Source organism: Ginsengibacter hankyongi (genome assembly GCF_008710285.1).
Lineage (GTDB): Bacteria > Bacteroidota > Bacteroidia > Chitinophagales > Chitinophagaceae > Ginsengibacter > Ginsengibacter hankyongi.
In genome coordinates this window covers 364,541-384,070 of sequence record NZ_VYQF01000003.1, presented here as the reverse complement: position 1 = coordinate 384,070, position 19,530 = coordinate 364,541, and the positions used below count along the sequence as shown (strand labels likewise).

The window sequence follows — 19,530 nt, the reverse complement described above, 5'->3', positions numbered from 1 at the left end:
TTTAATAATGAATAACATGCCACATAATATTAATTTAGAACTTCAGGAACCGTTTACACTTGCACCAGGGCAGGTAAGTTTTTTTAAGCAAAATGGTTTTATCAAATTAAAAAATGTGTTTTCCCCGGAAACAATTGCTTATTTAAATGAAACTATTTCAAAAGAGGTACAGAGATTAAATACACAGCACCTTCCTTTGGCGGAAAGAGACACATATGGCAAAGCGTTTTTGCAAATCATGAATATCTGGACAAAATCGGAACCGGTAAAGGAAATCGTTTTTAGTAAGCGCCTTGCAAAAATAGCCGCCGATTTGCTAGGTGTTGATGGCGTAAGATTGTATCATGACCAGGCTTTGTATAAAGAACCAGGCGGAGGAATAACGCCGTGGCATGCAGACCAATATTACTGGCCGTTGGCAAGTGATTCCACCGTAACTGTATGGATTCCTTTGCAGGAAACACCTCTTGAAATGGGACCGCTTGAATTTAGTTCGGAGAGCTTTAAGTTAACCACCGGCAGGGATAAGGAAATAGGGGATGAGAGCCAGCAGATACTCAAGGAAACACTTGCCAGGGAAGGGTTTGAACATGTTGTTGAACCCTTTGATCTTGGCGAAGTAAGTTTCCACAAGGGTTGGTTGTTTCACAGGGCAGGCGCCAATAACACGGACAAAATGAGAAGCGTAATGACCATGATTTATATGGATAAGGATATGGTTTTGAAACAGCCGGAAAATAAAAACCAGTTGCTTGACTGGGAAACCTGGTGCCCCGGTGCCGAGGTAGGAAAGCAAATCGATACGCCTATTAATCCTGTGTTATATGAAAATTGAGTTATTGGCAAATGCAACTAAAGTATAGTATGGTAGCAAATGCTATTTGAATTTATTATAGTCATCTTCAATTTTTTCCCGGAACATTTTATTAAATGCGTCATTGGATCCTTTAAATAAAATGATAAGCGTTCCTCTTTCTCTTGCATAAATATTGGTTACACTATCGGTAACGACTGCCGATTTAAAATCTTTCACAAACGGGTGTTGCATTTCCTCCTGGTCATCTGTTATTAAGATCAAATTATCAATATGCTCATTTCGCGGCATCCAATATAAAAAGCTTCCGTTATCACCATATACCTCCGGAAGGTTGTATTTATACCGGTAATAATTTACTGCGCCGGCTTCGCCATAATTATCGCAAAATAAAAACGTGTGTGCTTTGTCGTTACTGTCTAAACTGTTATAGGCATTTGCCATTTTTTGAGTCATCTCTTCCCATCCAAGCATATCGGCAAAATCCTGTGGCAATGGGTGGTTTTTAAGATCTTCCCATTTTAAAAGGCCTGTTTTTGCAGTGTTCATTACCTCGTAATATTTTGCTAAACTTTCCGGTTTGGCAACAGGCAGCATAATCGGGATAAATAAAACTCCTAATATAAAGGGGATTATTACAAAAACATATCTCCATATTTTTAAGCGGCTTTCGGAAAACTTTTCAAGATGATATGCGCCAAAAGCTAACAGTACAGGATAAACGCCAAGTGCATAATAATTTTTTCCATGAAGAACCAGCAGTAACGTTATTACAAAAACATAAGCCCATGCAAATGCCCGGTATTTTTTTCCTTTATAAGAAAACCCGGTAAAGTACAAGCCTGCAAGCCAAATAAAAACGCAGGGGATATTCATTAATAACTGGTCTGCTAAAAAGCCTGCCGGGCCCACATACCGAAGTTGGGTGTCGTTAAGCTGCTTCATGTGAACAACTATTGGAAAATGATGGTTGTATTCCCACAATGAGGTTGGCAGAAAAATAAGCAATGCAATTATGCCCGCATAATACAAATGCCTGTTGGCAAATATTTTTCTTTGCGGTGTAAGTAACAGCCCGGCTAAAATGCTTACAGCAAAAACTGCAACGGAATATTTACTGATCATTCCCAGCCCGATGCTAATACCGAGGATATATAAGTATTTATTTTTTTCCATCTGAATATAACGGAGAACACTGTACGCAATTAGTGTCCAGAAAAAAATCTCCGGTGGGTTGGGTTGAAACAAAAAGAAGAGGCGAAGGTAGGCTCCGAAAATAAACGGAAGAAATGCCAGGAAGATAGCAAACAGTCCACCGCCCAGTTTTTGAACAATTTTAGCAGTCATAATAAATGTAAGCACACCGAATAAGTTGGGCCAGAATTTTATCCAAAACATTCCGCCACCAAACAAATGGGTAAGCCAGGCAAAAATGGAAAGTAACGGCGGTACTTCCATAAAGCCAAAGGCCAGGTGATGCCCTTCTGCCAGGTATAAAAATTCATCGCGGTGAGGCTCGTAATAATTATTTTGTAATAGATAGGGAACAATAAATTTGATAACAGCAAGCAGATAGATAAAATTCCTGGTTCTCTTCATCCTGGTTTTGTTTATAGAAAATTACAAAACGTTGGTTAATCAGAAATTATTTTTTACCAGGAGGCATTTCTGGTAATTTTAAATTGGTTGCCTCAAAACAAAAATGATATTAAACAAATATTATACAGATTTTGATTCGCATCCTTGTTGTAAATTTTTAATGCTGCGGTTAATCAACGTTACTAACAGGTAAGCATAAATATATGGCACTCTTTTTAAAGGCTAATTCATTTTTTGGGGTTCTATAATCTACACTTTTTAATTGACGACATTCCGGTTGTTTTGCTAATTTTTTTGTTCCGTAGGAATATTTTATGGGTAGTAAATGTAAGCATGGGTGTTCGTTCCGTAGGAACGTTTTGTACTAAATTAGTTCCTCAAAAATATATTGCTCGTCATATTCTACGTCAAATAATTTTAGCATTTTTCGATATTCATCCAAAAATGTCTCCTTACGATGATGAATTTCCTGGTTTTGGATATAACGTATTACATCAGGCACGTGGCTTGCTGAATAGGAAAATGCGCCATAACCTTCCTGCCAACCAAAAGAACCTTTACAGAATTTTTGGGCTTTTACCCATTTACTGCTTTCTGTTTTTACATTTTGAATTAACGCAGAAATGGATTGATGAGGCCGCATTCCAATAAAAACGTGAATATGATCGGGCATGCTATTTATTTGTAGCATCTTGTGATTATTCTGTTGAAAAATGCCCGTCATATATTTATGTAAATCTTCTTTCCATTCTTTATGTATGAGTGCGGCGCGATATTTTACGGCAAAGACAAACTGGATATGTAATTTAAAATAGGTATTTGGCATGTATCCTTTTGTAAATAATTAATTGTTTAAATTTAGGAGAAATTATACTAAACGTTCCTACGGAACGAACCTACTTTTCAATTTATTTACTACCAACAAAATGTTCCTATGGAACAATAGCACATCTTCTTTCCATTCTTTATTTATGAGTGCGGTCCGATATTTTACAGCAACGACAAACTGGATATGTAATTTAAAATAGGTATTTGGCGTGTATTCTTTTTTAAAATAATTGTTTACATGTAGGAGAAATTACACTAAACGTTCCTACGGAACGAACCCACTTTTCAACTTATTTACTACCAACAAAATGTACCTATGGAACAATAGCACATCTTCTTTCCATTCTTTATTTATGAGTGCGGTCCGATATTTTACAGCAACGACAAACTGGATATGTAATTTAAAATAAGTATTTGGCATGTATTCTTTTTTAAAATAATTGTTTACATGTAGGAGAAATTATACTAAACGTTCCTACGGAACGAACTTACTTTTCAATTTATTTACTACCAACAAAATGTTCCTATGGAACAATAGCACCTCAACAAATAATTATACTTTGATTAGGTATCATTACTTGCCCGTTAATATAATGTCTGCCTTTTCTTAAAACATTCAACCACTTATCTACTCAATCATATTTCTTTTTAGTTGATAGTCTATTATGAGAATAGCCCAGGCCCGGCAGAACCGTTTACTTTTTTTAATTGACGACCTCCGATCCTTTTGCAAAATATTTTTGTTCCGTAGGAACATTTTATGGGTAGTTGAATGTAAGTATGGTTGTTCGTTCCGTAGGAACGTTTTGTACTAAATTAGTTCCTTGAAAATATATCATACTAAATGACCATACTTTTCAACTTATTTACTACCAACAAGATGTTCCTACGGAACAATAGCACTTCAAAAAAAGAATTATGCTTTCATTATGCATCATTACATTCCAGTTAAAATCGTGTCTGCCTTTTCTTTAAACATTCAACAAATTATATACACAATCCTATTCCTTTTTAGCTAATAGTCTTTTATGAGAGTACACCCGGCCGCGGGCAGAACGTTTACTTTTTTTAATTGCCGACATCGCATTGCTTTTGCTAAATATTTTTGTTCCGTAGGAACATTTTATTGGTAGTTGAATGTAAGTATGGCTGTCCGTTCCATAGAACGTTTTGTACTAAATTAGTTCCTTAAAAATATATCCTTCAGACGAACATACTTTTCAACTTATTTACTACCAACAAAATGTACCTATGGAACAATAGCACATCTTCTTTCCTTTCTTTATTTATGACTGCGGTCCGATATTTTACAGCAAAGGCAAACTGAATATGTAATTTAAAATAGGTATTTGGCATGTTTCCTTTTTTAAATAATTAATTATTTAAATTTAGGAGAAATTACACTAAACGTTCCTACGGAACGAAGTTGCTTTTCGATTTGTTTGCTACCCATAAAATGTTCCTACGGAACAATAGTACTTCAAAAAAAGAATTATGCATTCATTATGCATCATTACATTCCCGTTAGAATCGTGTCTCCCTTTTCTTTAAACATTCAACCACTTAGATACACAATCATATTCCTTTTTAGTTGATAGTCTATTATGAGAATCCACCCGGTCCGGAAGCACGTTTACTTTTTTTAATTAACGACGTCCCGGTCCCTTTGCTAATTATTTGTTCCGTAGGAACATTTTTGGGTAGTTGAATGTAAGTATGGCTGTTCGTTCCGTAGGAACGTTTTGTACTAAATTAGTTCCTTAAAAATATATCCTTCTGGACGAACATACTTTTCAACTTATTTGCTACCAACAAGATGTTCCTACGGAACAATAGCACTTCAAAAAAAGAATTATACTTTCATTATGCATCATTACATTCCCGTTAAAATCGTGTCTGCCTTTTATTTAAACATTGAACCACTTAAATAGGCAATCATATTCCTTTTTAGTTGATAGTCTATTATGAGAATCCACCTGGCCCGGAAGCACGTTTACTTTTTTTAATTAACGACGTCCCGGTCCCTTTGCTAATTATTTGTTCCGTAGGAACATTTTATGGGTAGTTGAATTTAAGTATGGCTGTTCGTTCCGTAGGAACGTTTTGTACTAAATTACTTCCTTAAAAATATATCCTTCGGGACGAACATACTTTTCAACTTATTTACTACCAACAAAATGTACCTATGGAACAATAGCACATCTTCTTTCCTTTCTTTATTTATGACTGCGGTCCGATATTTTACAGCAAAGACAAACTGAATATGTAATTTAAAATAGGTATTTGGCATGTGTCCTTTTTTAAATAATTAATTATTTAAATTTAGGAGAAATTACACTAAACGTTCCTACGGAACGAAGTTGCTCTTCGATTTGTTTGCTACCCATAAAATGTTCCTACGGAACAATAGTACTTCAAAAAAAGAATTATGCATTCATTATGCATCATTACATTCCCGTTAGAATCGTGTCTCCCTTTTCTTTAAACATTCAACCACTTAGATACACAATCATATTCCTTTTTAGTTGATAGTCTATTATGAGAATCCACCCGGTCCGGAAGCACGGTTACTTTTTTTTAATTAACGACGTCCCGGTCCCTTTGGTAAATTATTTGTTCCGTAGGAACATTTTATGGGTAGTTGAATGTAAATATGGCTGTTCGTTCCGTAGGAACGTTTTGTACTAAATTAGTTCCGTGAAAGCATATCTTACTAAACGAACATACTTTTCAACTTAACTACCAATAAAATATTCTTATTGAGTAATATGACCTCTGAAAAATAATTAGAATTTGGATTAGGCATATTACATACCCGGTAATATATAACACACTTTTCAAAATTTCAGTATCGATAGGTTAAGTTTTATGTTGATAATTTTTATACAACAACCTTAGCATACTTGGCAAAACTATAAGCAGGAGAGGAAGCGCAATTAAAAACCCGCCTATAACGGCAATGGCTAAGGGCTGATGCAATTGTGCTCCGGCGCCTATTCCCAATGCCAGGGGCATTAAAGCAATGATGGCTCCCAATGCAGTCATTAGCTTTGGCCTTAAACGTGTAGAGATGGCATAAACAATAGAATCATCAACAGATTTTTCGGGTAACGTTTCTTTAAACTGCAGGTAGGTAAAGATGGAATTTTCGCCTATAATTCCAACGATCATAATAAGCCCCGTATAACTTCCTACGTTCAAAGGAGTGTGAGTAATGAATAACGCAATATAACTTCCTGCGATACCTAATACAGCAATAACTAAAATGGCAAGCGCTGTTTTTATACTTTTAAACAAAAAGAGAATAACACCAAACACAAGAATACTTGAGGAAATTAAAATCAATAATAATTCAGAAAACGATTTTTGCTGCTGTTCATATTCACCGCCATATTCAATGGTATAACCTTGCGGAAGATGTACCTGCTTATTTATATTAGCTTTAATATCTTTTATCGTGCTGCCAAGGTCGCGGTTCTCAAGCCTTGCCGTAACCACGCCCATTGATTGGAGGTTTTCTCTTTGTATCTCTGCATCGCCCTGGTTAACTTCTATTGTTGCAAGTTCGCTTATAGATTTTAACCCGCCACCCGGTAAGAATATCTGTAATTTTTTAAGGTCATCCACACTCATTTGCCTGCTGCCGGGATAAACTAACCGTACGGGGTAAACGCGGTCTTTATCATAAATACTACCGATTAAATTTCCTTCCAGCGATGCCTGCACCTGGTATTGAAGATTGGCAGGTGTGATACCGAACTGGCTAAGTTTTGTATAATCAGGATTAACACTTATAGAAGGTCCTGCAATAACAATTCCATCAAAAGCATCTGCGGTGCCTTTAGTATCTTTAACAACCTTGTTTACCTGCCTCGCAAGTTCATGCAGCTTCTGTTTGTCATTTCCGAAAATTTTTATTTCAATTGGCTGAACGGATGTCATCAGGTCACCGAGCATATCTGCTATAACTTGTCCAAAATCTACCCTGAGTGCGGGTTGAGAAGATTCAATCTGCTTTCTCAGTTCTTCAATAACCTGGTCAGTTGTTTTCTTCCGGTTCTTTTTTAATTGTATCAGGTAATCGCCTGTGTTAGGCTCGGTAATGAAAAATCCCATTTGGGTTCCGGTTCGCCTTGAATAAGCTTCCACTTCAGGGTCTGCAATAATTATTTTTTCTATTGTCCGTAATTCTTTATCAGTTTCTGTTAGTGAAGTTCCCGGGATAGACGCATAATCCATTACAATGCTTCCTTCATCCATCTCGGGTAAAAAACCTGTTTGCAGTTGGGGCAAAATCAAAACGATTGCAGCGATTAATCCGGCAACAAGAATAAAACTGATCCATGGCCGCATAATAAACCATGAAACCCATTGTTGTTTTTTAACTGTATGCTGCTCTTCTTCTTTTATCCTGAGCTTGTCGAAGGATTTCTTTTTGCGGCTAAACCATAAGTATACAACCGGCAACCCAATCCATGTTACAAAAAAGGAACAAACCAATGTGATGATCATCGTATTGGTAAGTACATTAAAATAAGCGCCGGCAACTCCACTCATTAACATGAATGGAATAAATATAACGATGGTACTTAGAGAAGAACCAACCATTGCCGGAAACAAATACTTAATGGCATTGTGAACAATATTTTTATATTCATCACCAGGGTTTTCTTCATGTGTGCGATGAATTTGTTCAACAACTACAATCGCATCATCGATGATTAAACCTATTGCAGCAGCAATAGCGCCGAGCGTCATTATATTCAGCGTGTAGCCCACTCCGTAAAGCGCTATTAAAGTAGTGCCAAGGGTAATAGGTATGGTTATTAAAATAGTAGCGCTTGCCTTAAATGAGCGAAGAAAAATCATGGCAACAATAATTGCCAATGCAAGGCCTATCCATAAACTATCTGTAACGCTTTTTACTGATTCATTTACAAAATCGGCCTGGATATAATATGGTTTTATGGTAACGTCTTTTGGCAGAATTTTCCTTAACTGCCTGATCTTATCTTCCATTTGCTTCGATACATCAACCAGGTTACTGTTGGGTTGTTTAATCACACCTAACAATAAACCTTCCTTTCCATTGGCATTTATTTTTATGTATTCAACAGCTTCGCTTATTTGTACATCAGCTATATCCTGCAGTTTTACAATGCGTTTTGAATTATTACTTACAACAACACTTTTTAATTCATCGAGAGATTGAACAGACGCATCTGTAACCGTTAGGTAGAGATAGTTGTAATCTGACAGATAACCATTTGATTTTATAAAATTCGTTTGTGCAAGCGCAGTGTTTATAGCATCAGGGGTTACGGAGAGGGTGCTCATCTTTTGAAGGTTGAGATTCACCCTGAACTCTTTTGATTTACCTCCTGTTATCCTGATTTCAGAAACTCCCGGAACCTGGCTCAGGTAGGGCTTTATCGTATATATTGCCAGTTCTTTTAGTTCAATAGGGGAGAGCTCATGACTTTCTACTGAATAACCCATTACTGGTAAAATAGATGGGTTCATTTTCTCAACAGTAATGTTTACTTCAGCTGGTAAACTGTTTCTTATTTCTGCAATCCTTGCTTCTATTTGTTGCTGGCTAAGATCAATATTTGCCTTCCAGGCCATATACGCAGATATTTCACAACTTCCCCGGCTGGTTGAACTTCGTATATCAACTAATTCAGGCACCTGCTTGATGGCATTTTCCAATGGGCGCGTAACGGTTACCATCATTTTATCAACCGGCTGTAAGCCGGCATCTGCAATAATTTTTATTTTGGGAAAAGTAATTTCAGGAAAGAGGGAAGTTTGCAATTTGGTATATGCAAATAACCCGCCTGCTATCAACATAAAGAGGAGAACAGTTAAAGGGCTTTTATGTGTGGTAAAATAATTTTTCATAACCGGCCTTACTCTAACCCTCTTCATCCTTCGGTAAACTCAAAGGAGGGAAAAGGATTTATAAGGAAATCTTAGTGTATTTTTTTAATAATTTAGTCATATAACAATAAGCAATTTCATATTGCACATCGACTGTTTCTATTTATTTACAATTACCAATGCAGTATCCTCAAGTCCATAGTTACCACTTAATAATATTTTATCTGTAGGCGAAAATTGCGGTGAAATAATTTCGACCCTGTCACCACTTTCTATTCCTTTTTTTACAGGAACCTTAACGGCCGTAGTGTCATTGATCATTTTCATAACCCAAAACTCCGACTGTGTTTCATTGGACAAGACTGAGTTTTTAGGCAGAGTCGCAGCGGTTGTTTTAGATACTTTCACAATTCTTATTACAGCTACCAAATTCTGAGGAATAGTATGTGAAACATTGGCCTTTACTGCAAAGGTTTGAGTTTGCGATACAGAATCCATCGTCGGCATTGGCGAACTAACTATTCCTGTTAACCGCTCTTTATCCGGCAATAAGATTTCAACAGTTTTACCAACAGATACATAAGGCATATCTTCATAAGGCACGTTCATGATAAATGCAAAACTTTTCGAATCACTTATTACTGCCAGTTGTTCGCCATCCTGCACATAATCACCTTCCTGGTGATTAAGTTCTGCAATAAAGCCATTGGTGTTTGCAGGAATAGAATTTACTCCTGAAAATTTAAAATCAGGATTCAGCTTGTTTACAGAATTGCCGATGGCTTCTGCTTCTTTGGTTTTTAAAACAAATAAAGTTTGCCCCTTATTTACGTAGTCGCCAATTTTTACATTTACTTTTTTTACATAACCAACCAGGTTTGATTTTATATAACTTTTTTGAAGGAAGGATGAAGTTGCATTTAGTTCAATGTATTCCTTTAATGGATCATAGCTCATTGAAGTAACGGTTACGGGTGTTCGTGGCTGTACCGTTGCTTCATCATTATCGGATGTGTTCTTTTGCCCACAGCCAATTGTGAGTATTGCTAAATAAAAGAAAAGTAAAATACCTGTTTCAGAAATTTTTTTCATGAGTTACATTTTATAATTCTTCGTCTTTCATTTAGTATTAGTGTTAGTATTCCAGTAATTCAATTGATTAATGATCTGGAATTTTGCTATCCTATTCTGCACTACAAGATTTCTTGAAGTAATATAATTATTTAACGCCAGCACATAATCTGTAATTTTTATATCTCCTGTTTCCAGTAATTTTCCATTCACGCTGATTAATGTTTCCAGGTAATTAATTTGCTTATTTATAGGACCGTTAAGGCTTTCAAGTGATGTTAGCTGCTGCTGCAATTGCTGCACCTGCTGTTGTAGCTGGTTGGTGAAGAATTCCTTCTGCCTTTGCCGGGTTCGTTCTGCAATATTTATTTTCGTGTATTGCAATTGTTTCTGATGCCCGTCATAAATAGGGATGCTGAGGTTGATGCCAATGTTGGTTCCGAAGTTTTTATAAGGAGCAATCGTTAATGTTGACTGGTAACCGGCATCTGCAAACAGACTTACTTTAGGGCGATAGGCTATATTAACCAGGGATCTTTGATTTAAAAGACGAAGACTGTCAATTTGGTATTTAAGTAAAAAGGCAGAGCTATCATAAACGAGGTTTGTAACAGCTGTTATTGCAGGTTCTGCCAGCCTCATGGTGGCGGTGTCCACAATCCCGGCCAGGTAATTTAAAAGAGCATAATCATTTTTATATTGTACGGCAAGCTGGCTGCGGGTTAGCTGTTGCTGCTGAAGCGTTACCAGGAAAGATAAATAATCCGCCTGCTTATATACGTTCTTTTGTGTAAGTTTCTCTAAAACGGAATCTTCTTTAGCGAGCAAAGCAATTACTTCATCATTAAAATCGAGCTGAAGCTGATCCCCATAAGCGGTTATGTATTGGGAGATGACCGATCTTCGTATATCCTGTGTAGTTATAGCAGATGATACATGCAACGAATCTCTTTGCAGCCGAAGGTTTTCAAACTGCAAGCTTAAATTTCGTTTATTATAAATTTGCTTGTTCACCGCTACTAAGGCCTCCAGCTGCTGCCCGTTAGTAATCGCTACGTCATATCCATAGCCGTTGATAATGGGGGCATAGTACGAATTGCTGTTTCCCGTAACCTGGAACCTATTGCCCGCAACTATTAGCTCACTGTCTATGCGGTTAGACGCAATAAGGTTATTGTATTCGTATAACTGCGGACTGTTAGAAAGAGAATTGTTTATATAATAGGAGAGGTCTTTCGCCTGGCTGAATAAGAATACAGGTATAATAAATAAGAAAAAAAAGAAAGATAATTTTTTAGACATTTAAAACAACAATATGATAATAAAAAGCTGCCTCAATTGTTGAGGCAGTTACTATTTGATGGCTATCAAAAACATTCATTCCGCTTTTACGAATTTGCCGTCTTTGTCAAATATAACATCCCTTCCTTTAACCTCGGCTTCATAAAATAAATTTCCCTGCGCATCGGTTACTTTTCCGGCTTCCGTAATTTTTGGTTCTTTGTAATGTTTGTTTATATATACAATTACAAGTTCAGGTAATTGATTTACGGGAATTTCTTTTACTATTTCAATGAAAGTTCCGTCCGGCTTAAATTGTACAGAATTGGCTTCGCCGCTTTTACCGCCCCAGTTAGCTTCATAGTTGCCATTTTCTTTTTCCCAGGTTACTCTCTTTGCTGCAGGATATTTTTTGTATAAAGATGTTTTCACCATTCGGGGAACAACGATATGTTTATGCCCTTCGTGTTGTTGTGAAAAAACAAACGCGGTACTCGCCAACAAAATTGCCACGGCGCTAATAATCTTCTTCATAGTTGCTTTTTTATATTTTATCGTGAGGACGAAATTAAAAAGTGAATTTGAGGAAAATTTGAAGGATAACGCAAATATATTAAGGTATGGATTTAAGTTCTTTTGGATTTCTACCAGGCTAAATTTTACTTAAAACCAGCTCCCCGGTATAAACGCTGTTAGCCGCATGGGTTTCATCGGCGCTTAGAAACCCGAGCCAGGTTTGCACGGCTCCTTTTATTGAACCGGTTCCCAGTATTGCCATTTCATCTTTTCTTTCGGCATCGCTGAAGGCGAACACGGCCTGTTTGGTTTCAGGGGAATAGGCAACCATAATAGCCCGGTCATTTTTCTTTGCCGTACCATCGCCGGAATTGTCAGTCCAGTTGAAATAGATGTTTCCTTCCGCATCATTCGTTGCGGTTGCATCCTGTGCCGGAGGCAATTGCCCTTTTGATACCAGCACCTGCGCGTAGCTGAGCGCAGTATCCGGGTAGGCTCCCGTTATGGCCAGGTTCAGCAAAGCACTGGTAGCCCTGTTGTAGCCCGAGCCCGTATGGCCATACGCCGGGAATGTAATATTAAAAAATCCCGTGCCTGTGAACGCTCTTGTAAATTCACCGCACACCTTTATCTTTTGCTGTTGGGCCAGCCTCGCAGGGCTTGCCGGCTTCCTGCTTTTGCGGGGCCTGCTGCGCAGAAAGTTTTTTCCGTTGCGCATATAGCCGCTGACATTGCCTGCCTTTCCTATAAAATGCCCGAGTATTCCCGAAGGGATGGTTGCCATTGTAATAAATTTAAGTGTTATAGATGCCAGGCAGCTACCTCAAGGCTACCTGCGTTTGGTTAAAAACGGGAACACATGGAATTTATTGCGAATGTTATTCGATCATTAGAAACGAACTATAATCGAACAATCATCGAACGGATAGCGAAAGGCAAGCGAATTCCACAGGGCACAGGCATAGGGAAGGTGGGGCGGAGGTATAGAGAAGAAGGATAGGTAGCTCATTAAACCTATAAGGTTTCAAAAACCTTACTCAAATGCTGGGTGAAACCGCCCGGTATATTCAATCAGAAAAACACTACTACCATCATGTGAACGAGTACTACAAAAATCTAAATCGCCTGGGTATGATCTATGAGAAATTGGATTATGCAAACGCAGACAAGTTTTTACAAATGCTTCCAAACGCAATAAATTACAAAGGATAATCAATGACCAATGCTTGTGGCAAAATAAAAACAACTCGTAAGGATATGCGTGAAGATCGTGGCAAAGCTGGAGCGGACTACGCATAGAACATTGATAGCGCATCTGCCATACCTGAACTGCTGGTATATATCCAACAAAGGCTTCAATTGGAGAAATTTGGCCGCCGGTGATGAAGGCATTACAGGAGATGAACTGTTGAATTTTGTTGACCAACAAATTACCCGGCACTGAAAGCCTTACCATAGGGGAGGAAGCAATATATAACTGTATGCGGTTTATTTTTGGCTATACTGTTTTTCATTAACTGATATTTAATATATTTGAATCTCTAATTAAATAAACTAACAGGAAAGTTTAAAAACCACCCTCATTTTAAACTGAAGATTTTTAAAATAGCAATATAACGTATAAGGCTAAACGAGATGTATTGATGTATAGTAATTAATACAAATCTTGTATCAACAAAAATTATAATGTGTTGAGGATTGTGCATTTACGTGATTAAATAATTCTTTCTTCCTTATATTTGGTACATACTATTGCTTATTGAGAATTCTTCTTTTTTGGAACCTAAATGCAATGCTTATCTTAATTAAATAACAAACCTTTTAACCTGACTTGAACCAAAACCCTGAACAGATTGCCCGTGATAAAATTGATAGAATGCTTTTTGCATCGGGGTGGATTGTGCAGCCAAAAGACAAAATCAATTTGAATGCAGGCTTAGGAATTGCCGTTACAGAATATCAAACGGATGTAGGGCCAGCCGATTATGTGTTGTTTGTTGATAAAAAGCCTGTGGGTATTATTGAAGCAAAGAGAATAGAAGAGGCAGTTCATTTTAGTGAACATGAAACGCAGTCCGAAGGATATGCTTCCGCTAAACTTAAATTATTAAATAATGAAAAGCTTCCGTTTGTTTACGAAAGTACAGGTGAAGTAACAAGGTTTACCAATTTCCGGGATCCGAAGCCAAGAGCAAGAGGAGTATTTTCTTTTCATCGTCCCGACACCTTTTTAGAATGGAGTAAACAGGATGCTTCATTAAGGAAAAGATTTCATAATATTCCTGTATTGCCCGAAACAGGATTAAGAGATTGCCAGGTAGGTGCTATTCATAATTTAGAAAAGTCTTTTAAAGATTACCGGCCAAAAGCATTGATACAAATGGCTACAGGTTCCGGTAAAACTTATACGGCTATTACATTTATTTATCGCTTATTAAAATATGCCAAAGCAAAACGTATTTTGTTTTTGGTGGACACAAAGAATTTAGGCGAACAGGCGGAACAGGAATTCATGGCTTATGTTCCTAATGATGATAACAGGAAGTTTACAGAACTGTATGGAGTAACCAGATTGAAAAGCAGTTACATTCCGGATGATAACCAGGTGTACATCTCCACCATACAACGCATGTATTCTATTTTACAGGATAAGGAAATGGATGAAAGCGCAGAAGAAATGAATCCCAATGAATATAAGGAACGGGAGCCTGCGCCGGTAATCTATAATGAAAAAGTACCGATAGAGTTTTTTGATTTTATTGTAATTGATGAGTGCCACCGCAGCATTTATAATTTATGGAAACAGGTGCTGGATTATTTTGATGTATTCCAGATAGGACTAACGGCCACGCCAGACAACAGGACTTTCGGCTACTTCAATAAAAATATTGTTAGTGATTATGGTTATGAAAAAGCGGTGATTGACGGCGTGCTGGTTCCTTACAATGTATTTACGATTGATACAAAGATCACTAAGGACGGTGGCAAGATTCAAATGGGCGAGAAAGTTGATAAACGCCAAAGACAAACCAGGATAAAATTTTGGGAGAGCGTAGACGAAGACATTGAATATAGTGGTAAGCAATTAGACAGGGATATTGTAAACCTGAGTACCATTCGTACAATAGTTCGTGGTATAAAAGAAAACATCCCATCCATGTTCCCTGACAGGATTGATAAAGATGGAAAATTTGAGATACCTAAGACACTCATCTTCGCCAAGACTGATTCTCATGCAGAAGATATTATTGAAATTGTTAGGGAAGAATTTGCAGAAGAAAATAAATTTTGTAAAAAGATAACGTACAAAAGTGACGAAGATCCCAAGACAGTACTCAGCCAGTTTCGTAATGATTATTATCCGCGTATAGCCGTAACCGTTGATATGATAGCTACCGGTACCGATATCCGCCCGCTGGAAGTATTGGTTTTTATGCGGGATGTAAAAAGCCGCAGCTATTACGAGCAGATGAAAGGCCGCGGCACCCGTACCTGTTCACTGGAAGATTTAAAAGCCAAAGGCACCCCCTCGGCAAAGTTTACCAAAGATCACTTTGTAATTATTGATGCGATTGGTGTAGAGAGTTCGCAGAAAACAGACAGCCGCCCTTTAGAGAAGAAGCCGGGCATGAGTTTGAAAGATCTCTTACAAAATGTTGCCATGGGCAATACACAGGAAGATATTCTCAGTTCCTTAGCCAATCGCTTATTGCGGCTCGATAAACAGGTTAATGAAAAAGAAAAAACAACTTTTGAGGAACACTCCAATGGACAATCTATTAATCATGTAGTAAAACAATTATTGAATGCCTATGACCCGGATACACTCGATATTTTAAAAGTGAAAATTGAAAGTGAAAAGTTGGGAGCATCTCCAGCCGAAATTGGTGCAGCCATTAATAATGAACATGCCAAATTAATAGAAGATGCGGTTGCGGTTTTTAATAATCCTGAGTTGCGGAATTATATTATAGATGTAAGAAAGAAATATGACCAGGTAATGGATCATATTAATGTTGATGAAATAACCAATATTGGCTGGGTGAAAGATCAGCATGCTGCTGCATCATTAACCATCAGCAATTTTACTGCATGGATTGAAGCTCATAAAGATGAAATAACAGCCCTGCAGATTTTTTATGGACAACCGTACCAACGAAGGGAACTTACTTACAAAATGATTAAAGACCTGTATGAAAAAATAAAAACTGAACAACCTTTATTGGCTCCTATGTATGTATGGAATGCTTATCAAACTGTCACCCAGAGCCTGTCGAAGGGTGTCACCCTGAGCCTGTCGAAGGGCTCGCCAAAAAATGAATTGATTGCACTGGTAAGTTTGATACGCAAAGTAAGTGGCATAGATAACACATTAGTTGGGTATGATAAAACAGTTGATAAAAATTTCCAGGATTGGGTATTTAAAAAACAGGCCGGAACCTTAAAATTTACCGAAGAACAAATGCAATGGCTGCGAATGATAAAAGATTATGTTGCCAACAGTTTTCATGTAGAGAAAGAAGATTTTGAACTGGACCCTTTTAATAAGAATGGAGGATTGGGGAAAATGTGGCAGTTGTTTGGTGAGAAGACAGATGAAATTATTAATGAATTAAATGAAGTACTTGCAGCATGACATGGAACACAAATTTATTGAGTGAACCGACAGGTGATTGGGGAGGTCCATGGACAGAAAAGAAACTAGATGCTTTTGCAAAGTATGTGAAAGCTTACCTCACAATCATGAGAAGATTTCCTCAATGGAAAACAATATATTTTGACGGTTTTGCCGGTAGCGGATCAAAAGAAAAGGCAAAACAAATTACAGATTTATACGAGCAATTAAAAATAACAGAGGAGGAAGAGAGGGTTTACAAAGGTGCGGCAGAAAGAGTATTAACTTTAGAAAATGATTTAGCGTTTGATTATTATTATTTCATTGATAAAAAAGAAGAATCTTTAGAAAAGCTGAAGAATAAGCTTGGCAAAAAAGTTGATCTTTCAAAAAGAAATATTGCTTTTAGATCAGGCGATGCCAACAAGTGGATCATCGAATTAGCTGCTGCTTTAAAATCTGATAAATATGCCGCTTTAGTATTTCTCGATCCATTTGGGATGCAGATAGATTGGAGTTCAATTAAAGCTTTAAAAGATACTCGTTCGGATGTTTGGATTTTGGTTCCGACAGGTATTATAGTTAATAGGTTATTGGATAAAGCAGGTGAATTGAAATACACAGAAAAACTTCAATCTTTTTTTGGTTTATCAGAAGAAGAAATAAAGGGAGTGTTTTATAAACAGGAATTAAAAACAACACTGTTTGGAGAAGAGGAGTCAATAAGTAAGATTTCAAAGCCTATAGAAATGATTGCAAAAATTTATGTTGAAAGGATGAAAGGTGTTTGGAAATATGTTACAGAAGAACCACTAAGATTGGATAACCGAAATGGTGTTCCACTCTTTCATTTTGTTTTTGCGTCGAATGTTCAAACCGGAATAAAGATCGCTAATCAAATAATTAAAAAAATATAACCATGGCACAATCATCTATTGAATGGACAGAAATGACGTGGAATCCAACGACCGGTTGTACTAAAATCTCTGCCGGTTGTAAATTTTGTTATGCAGAAGTTATGTCCCGGCGCTTAAAAGCAATGGGTGTTGAAAAATATAAAGATGGATTCAAGGTAAGAACGCATGAGGATGCACTCAACATTCCTTATACATGGAAAAAGCAAAAGGTGGTTTTTGTTAATTCAATGAGTGATTTATTTCATAAAGATATACCGCTGGAATTTATACAAAAAGTATTTAAAGTAATGAATGAAAACGGGCAACACACTTTCCAGGTATTAACAAAGAGGGCAGACAGGTTGCTTGAAATACATAATGAGTTGAACTGGACTCATAATATATGGATGGGTGTATCTGTAGAAGATTCAAGAGTGATGAGCCGTATTGATCTGCTACGGCAAACAAATGCAAGAACTAAATTTCTTTCCTGTGAGCCTTTGATAGGGCATCTGCATAATATGAATCTGCAAAATATTGATTGGGTAATAGTTGGCGGAGAAAGCGGGAGAAAGGCAAGGCCAATGGATGCAGATTGGGTGTTGGATATTATGGATCAATGCACCGCCGCCAATGTCGCTTTTTTCTTTAAACAATGGGGAGGAACTAATAAAAAGAAAACAGGAAGGATGCTAAACGGCCAAACTTATGATGAAATGCCGGAACTTAATGTGGAAGAATTATGAGTAAAGAATTACCAAAAGACTGGAAGTGCGTGAAGTTGAGAGAAGTATGCAAAGAACTTGAAAGTGGTAAAAGACCGAAAGGCGGTGTGCAAGGAATTATCTCTGGAATTCCGAGTATCGGTGCAGAACATCTTGACTTTAATGGTGGATTCAAATTTTCGAAAATAAAGTTTGTGCCTAAAGATTTTGCTGAGCAAATGAAAAAGGGAGTTATTCAAAAAGATGATATAATTGTTGTAAAAGATGGAGCTACCACAGGCAAAGCTTCTTTTGTAAATAATAATTTTCCTTTTGATTTTGCAGTTATAAATGAACATGTATTTATTGTAAGAGTTTCAGATGATGTTTTGCCTCGATTTGCCTTTTATAAAATATGGTCATCAAAAGGAAACAAAGAAATACTAGAAGATTTTAGAGGTGCTGCACAAGGTGGAATTAGTTCAGGTTTTATCGACAAAGTAACAATTCCTCTTCCTCCCAAACCTACCCAACAAGCCATTGTTTCCAAAATAGAAGAACTATTTAGTGAATTAGACAAGGGCATAGAACAATTAAAAGCCGTACAGCAGCAATTAAAAAGTTACCGGCAATCTGTATTAAAATGGGCATTTGAGGGAAAGCTAACAAATGAAAATGTAAAAGAAGGTGAATTGCCGAAAGGTTGGAAATTGATTAGACTGGGAGAATTGGCAGATAAAGTATTTGATGGTCCGTTCGGATCTAATCTTAAAAGTGTTGATTATGTAGAAGATGGTATTAGAATAATACGCCTTGAAAATATTGGAGTATTGACCTTTAAAGATGAATACAAAACATTTGTCTCTGATGAAAAATATTTATCAATTCAAAAGCATACAGTTAGTTCCGGGGATATTATTTTTTCTTCATTTATTATCGGAGAAATTCGAGTAACTATTTTACCAAAGTTTATAATCAAGGCTATCAACAAAGCAGATTGCTTTTGTATAAGGGTTTCGCCAAAGACGATTGATAATAGATACTTGGCTTATTTTCTATCAACTAAAAATGTTTACAATCAACTCGTAGAAGAAGTTCACGGGGCTACAAGACCAAGAATTAATACGACTCAATTAAAATCTTGCTTAATTCCCTATTGTTCCATTGAAGAACAAAACAAAATCGTTCAAGAAATCGAAAACCGTCTCAGCGTAGCCGATAAAATGGAAGAAAGCATAACCCAAAGCCTGCAACAGGCAGAGACATTAAGACAAAGTATTTTAAAGAAGGCGTTTACGGGAGATAGGTTTAAAATTATTTAGA

13 protein-coding genes are annotated in these 19,530 nt (G+C 37.0%); 5 read left to right on the top strand and 8 right to left on the bottom strand.

Annotation, left to right across the window (positions count from 1 at the left end; genetic code table 11):
- Positions 1–16: 16 nt before the first annotated feature.
- Complete coding sequence (locus FW778_RS13925) at positions 17–835, top strand: phytanoyl-CoA dioxygenase family protein (protein ID WP_150415364.1); 819 nt, start codon at positions 17–19, stop codon at positions 833–835.
- A 42-nt stretch (positions 836–877) separates the two neighbouring features.
- Here the strand turns inward: FW778_RS13925 and FW778_RS13920 are convergent, their stop codons facing one another.
- The 8 genes from FW778_RS13920 to FW778_RS13890 form a co-directional block, all read right to left on the bottom strand.
- Positions 878–2,413 carry a glycosyltransferase family 39 protein gene (locus FW778_RS13920; protein WP_150415363.1) on the bottom strand — a complete coding sequence of 512 codons (1,536 nt, stop codon included), beginning with the start codon at positions 2,411–2,413 and terminating at the stop codon, positions 878–880.
- Positions 2,414–2,777: 364 nt separating this feature from the next.
- A complete protein-coding gene (tnpA, locus tag FW778_RS13915; protein ID WP_150415362.1) occupies positions 2,778–3,239 on the bottom strand; it encodes an IS200/IS605 family transposase in 462 nt (153 codons plus the stop codon).
- Between the two features lie 267 nt (positions 3,240–3,506).
- Positions 3,507–3,662: a hypothetical protein gene (locus tag FW778_RS23160; RefSeq protein ID WP_202552245.1), complete on the bottom strand. Its 156-nt coding sequence runs from the start codon at positions 3,660–3,662 to the stop codon at positions 3,507–3,509.
- A gap of 2,438 nt (positions 3,663–6,100) precedes the next feature.
- Complete coding sequence (locus FW778_RS13910) at positions 6,101–9,145, bottom strand: efflux RND transporter permease subunit (protein WP_150415361.1); 3,045 nt, start codon at positions 9,143–9,145, stop codon at positions 6,101–6,103.
- A gap of 138 nt (positions 9,146–9,283) precedes the next feature.
- Positions 9,284–10,216 carry an efflux RND transporter periplasmic adaptor subunit gene (locus FW778_RS13905; RefSeq protein ID WP_150415360.1) on the bottom strand — a complete coding sequence of 311 codons (933 nt, stop codon included), beginning with the start codon at positions 10,214–10,216 and terminating at the stop codon, positions 9,284–9,286.
- A gap of 27 nt (positions 10,217–10,243) precedes the next feature.
- Positions 10,244–11,497: a TolC family protein gene (locus FW778_RS13900; protein ID WP_150415359.1), complete on the bottom strand. Its 1,254-nt coding sequence runs from the start codon at positions 11,495–11,497 to the stop codon at positions 10,244–10,246.
- A gap of 75 nt (positions 11,498–11,572) precedes the next feature.
- Positions 11,573–12,010, bottom strand: coding sequence for a PepSY-like domain-containing protein (locus FW778_RS13895; protein WP_150415358.1), 438 nt, complete (start codon positions 12,008–12,010; stop codon positions 11,573–11,575).
- A gap of 118 nt (positions 12,011–12,128) precedes the next feature.
- Positions 12,129–12,776 carry a DUF6266 family protein gene (locus FW778_RS13890; RefSeq protein ID WP_150415357.1) on the bottom strand — a complete coding sequence of 216 codons (648 nt, stop codon included), beginning with the start codon at positions 12,774–12,776 and terminating at the stop codon, positions 12,129–12,131.
- Positions 12,777–13,868: 1,092 nt separating this feature from the next.
- On the opposite strand from FW778_RS13890, the gene FW778_RS13885 reads away from it, so the two are divergent.
- The 4 genes from FW778_RS13885 to FW778_RS13870 are packed head-to-tail and all read left to right on the top strand — an operon-like array spanning position 13,869 to position 19,529.
- Positions 13,869–16,628, top strand: a complete 2,760-nt coding sequence (locus FW778_RS13885) for a type I restriction endonuclease subunit R (protein ID WP_150415356.1) — start codon at positions 13,869–13,871, stop codon at positions 16,626–16,628.
- A 17-nt stretch (positions 16,629–16,645) separates the two neighbouring features.
- Positions 16,646–17,524 carry a three-Cys-motif partner protein TcmP gene (tcmP, locus tag FW778_RS13880; RefSeq protein WP_202552244.1) on the top strand — a complete coding sequence of 293 codons (879 nt, stop codon included), beginning with the start codon at positions 16,646–16,648 and terminating at the stop codon, positions 17,522–17,524.
- A gap of 2 nt (positions 17,525–17,526) precedes the next feature.
- A complete protein-coding gene (locus tag FW778_RS13875; protein ID WP_150415354.1) occupies positions 17,527–18,249 on the top strand; it encodes a DUF5131 family protein in 723 nt (240 codons plus the stop codon).
- The gene (locus FW778_RS13870) at positions 18,246–19,529 is read left to right on the top strand and encodes a restriction endonuclease subunit S (RefSeq protein ID WP_150415353.1); all 1,284 of its coding nucleotides are present in this window, start codon (positions 18,246–18,248) and stop codon (positions 19,527–19,529) included. Before FW778_RS13875 ends, FW778_RS13870 begins: the two co-directional genes overlap by 4 nt.
- The last annotated feature ends 1 nt before the right edge of the window (position 19,530 follow it).

Bases quoted from the DNA above. Each gene is read 5' to 3' on its own strand.
- FW778_RS13925 (WP_150415364.1), top strand. From the start codon at position 17: ATGCCACATAATATTAATTTAGAACTTCAGGAACCGTTTACACTTGCA.
- FW778_RS13920 (WP_150415363.1), bottom strand. From the start codon at position 2,413: ATGAAGAGAACCAGGAATTTTATCTATCTGCTTGCTGTTATCAAATTT.
- tnpA (WP_150415362.1), bottom strand. From the start codon at position 3,239: ATGCCAAATACCTATTTTAAATTACATATCCAGTTTGTCTTTGCCGTA.
- FW778_RS23160 (WP_202552245.1), bottom strand. From the start codon at position 3,662: ATGCCAAATACTTATTTTAAATTACATATCCAGTTTGTCGTTGCTGTA.
- FW778_RS13910 (WP_150415361.1), bottom strand. From the start codon at position 9,145: ATGAAAAATTATTTTACCACACATAAAAGCCCTTTAACTGTTCTCCTC.
- FW778_RS13905 (WP_150415360.1), bottom strand. From the start codon at position 10,216: ATGAAAAAAATTTCTGAAACAGGTATTTTACTTTTCTTTTATTTAGCA.
- FW778_RS13900 (WP_150415359.1), bottom strand. From the start codon at position 11,497: ATGTCTAAAAAATTATCTTTCTTTTTTTTCTTATTTATTATACCTGTA.
- FW778_RS13895 (WP_150415358.1), bottom strand. From the start codon at position 12,010: ATGAAGAAGATTATTAGCGCCGTGGCAATTTTGTTGGCGAGTACCGCG.
- FW778_RS13890 (WP_150415357.1), bottom strand. From the start codon at position 12,776: ATGGCAACCATCCCTTCGGGAATACTCGGGCATTTTATAGGAAAGGCA.
- FW778_RS13885 (WP_150415356.1), top strand. From the start codon at position 13,869: ATGCTTTTTGCATCGGGGTGGATTGTGCAGCCAAAAGACAAAATCAAT.
- FW778_RS13875 (WP_150415354.1), top strand. From the start codon at position 17,527: ATGGCACAATCATCTATTGAATGGACAGAAATGACGTGGAATCCAACG.
- FW778_RS13870 (WP_150415353.1), top strand. From the start codon at position 18,246: ATGAGTAAAGAATTACCAAAAGACTGGAAGTGCGTGAAGTTGAGAGAA.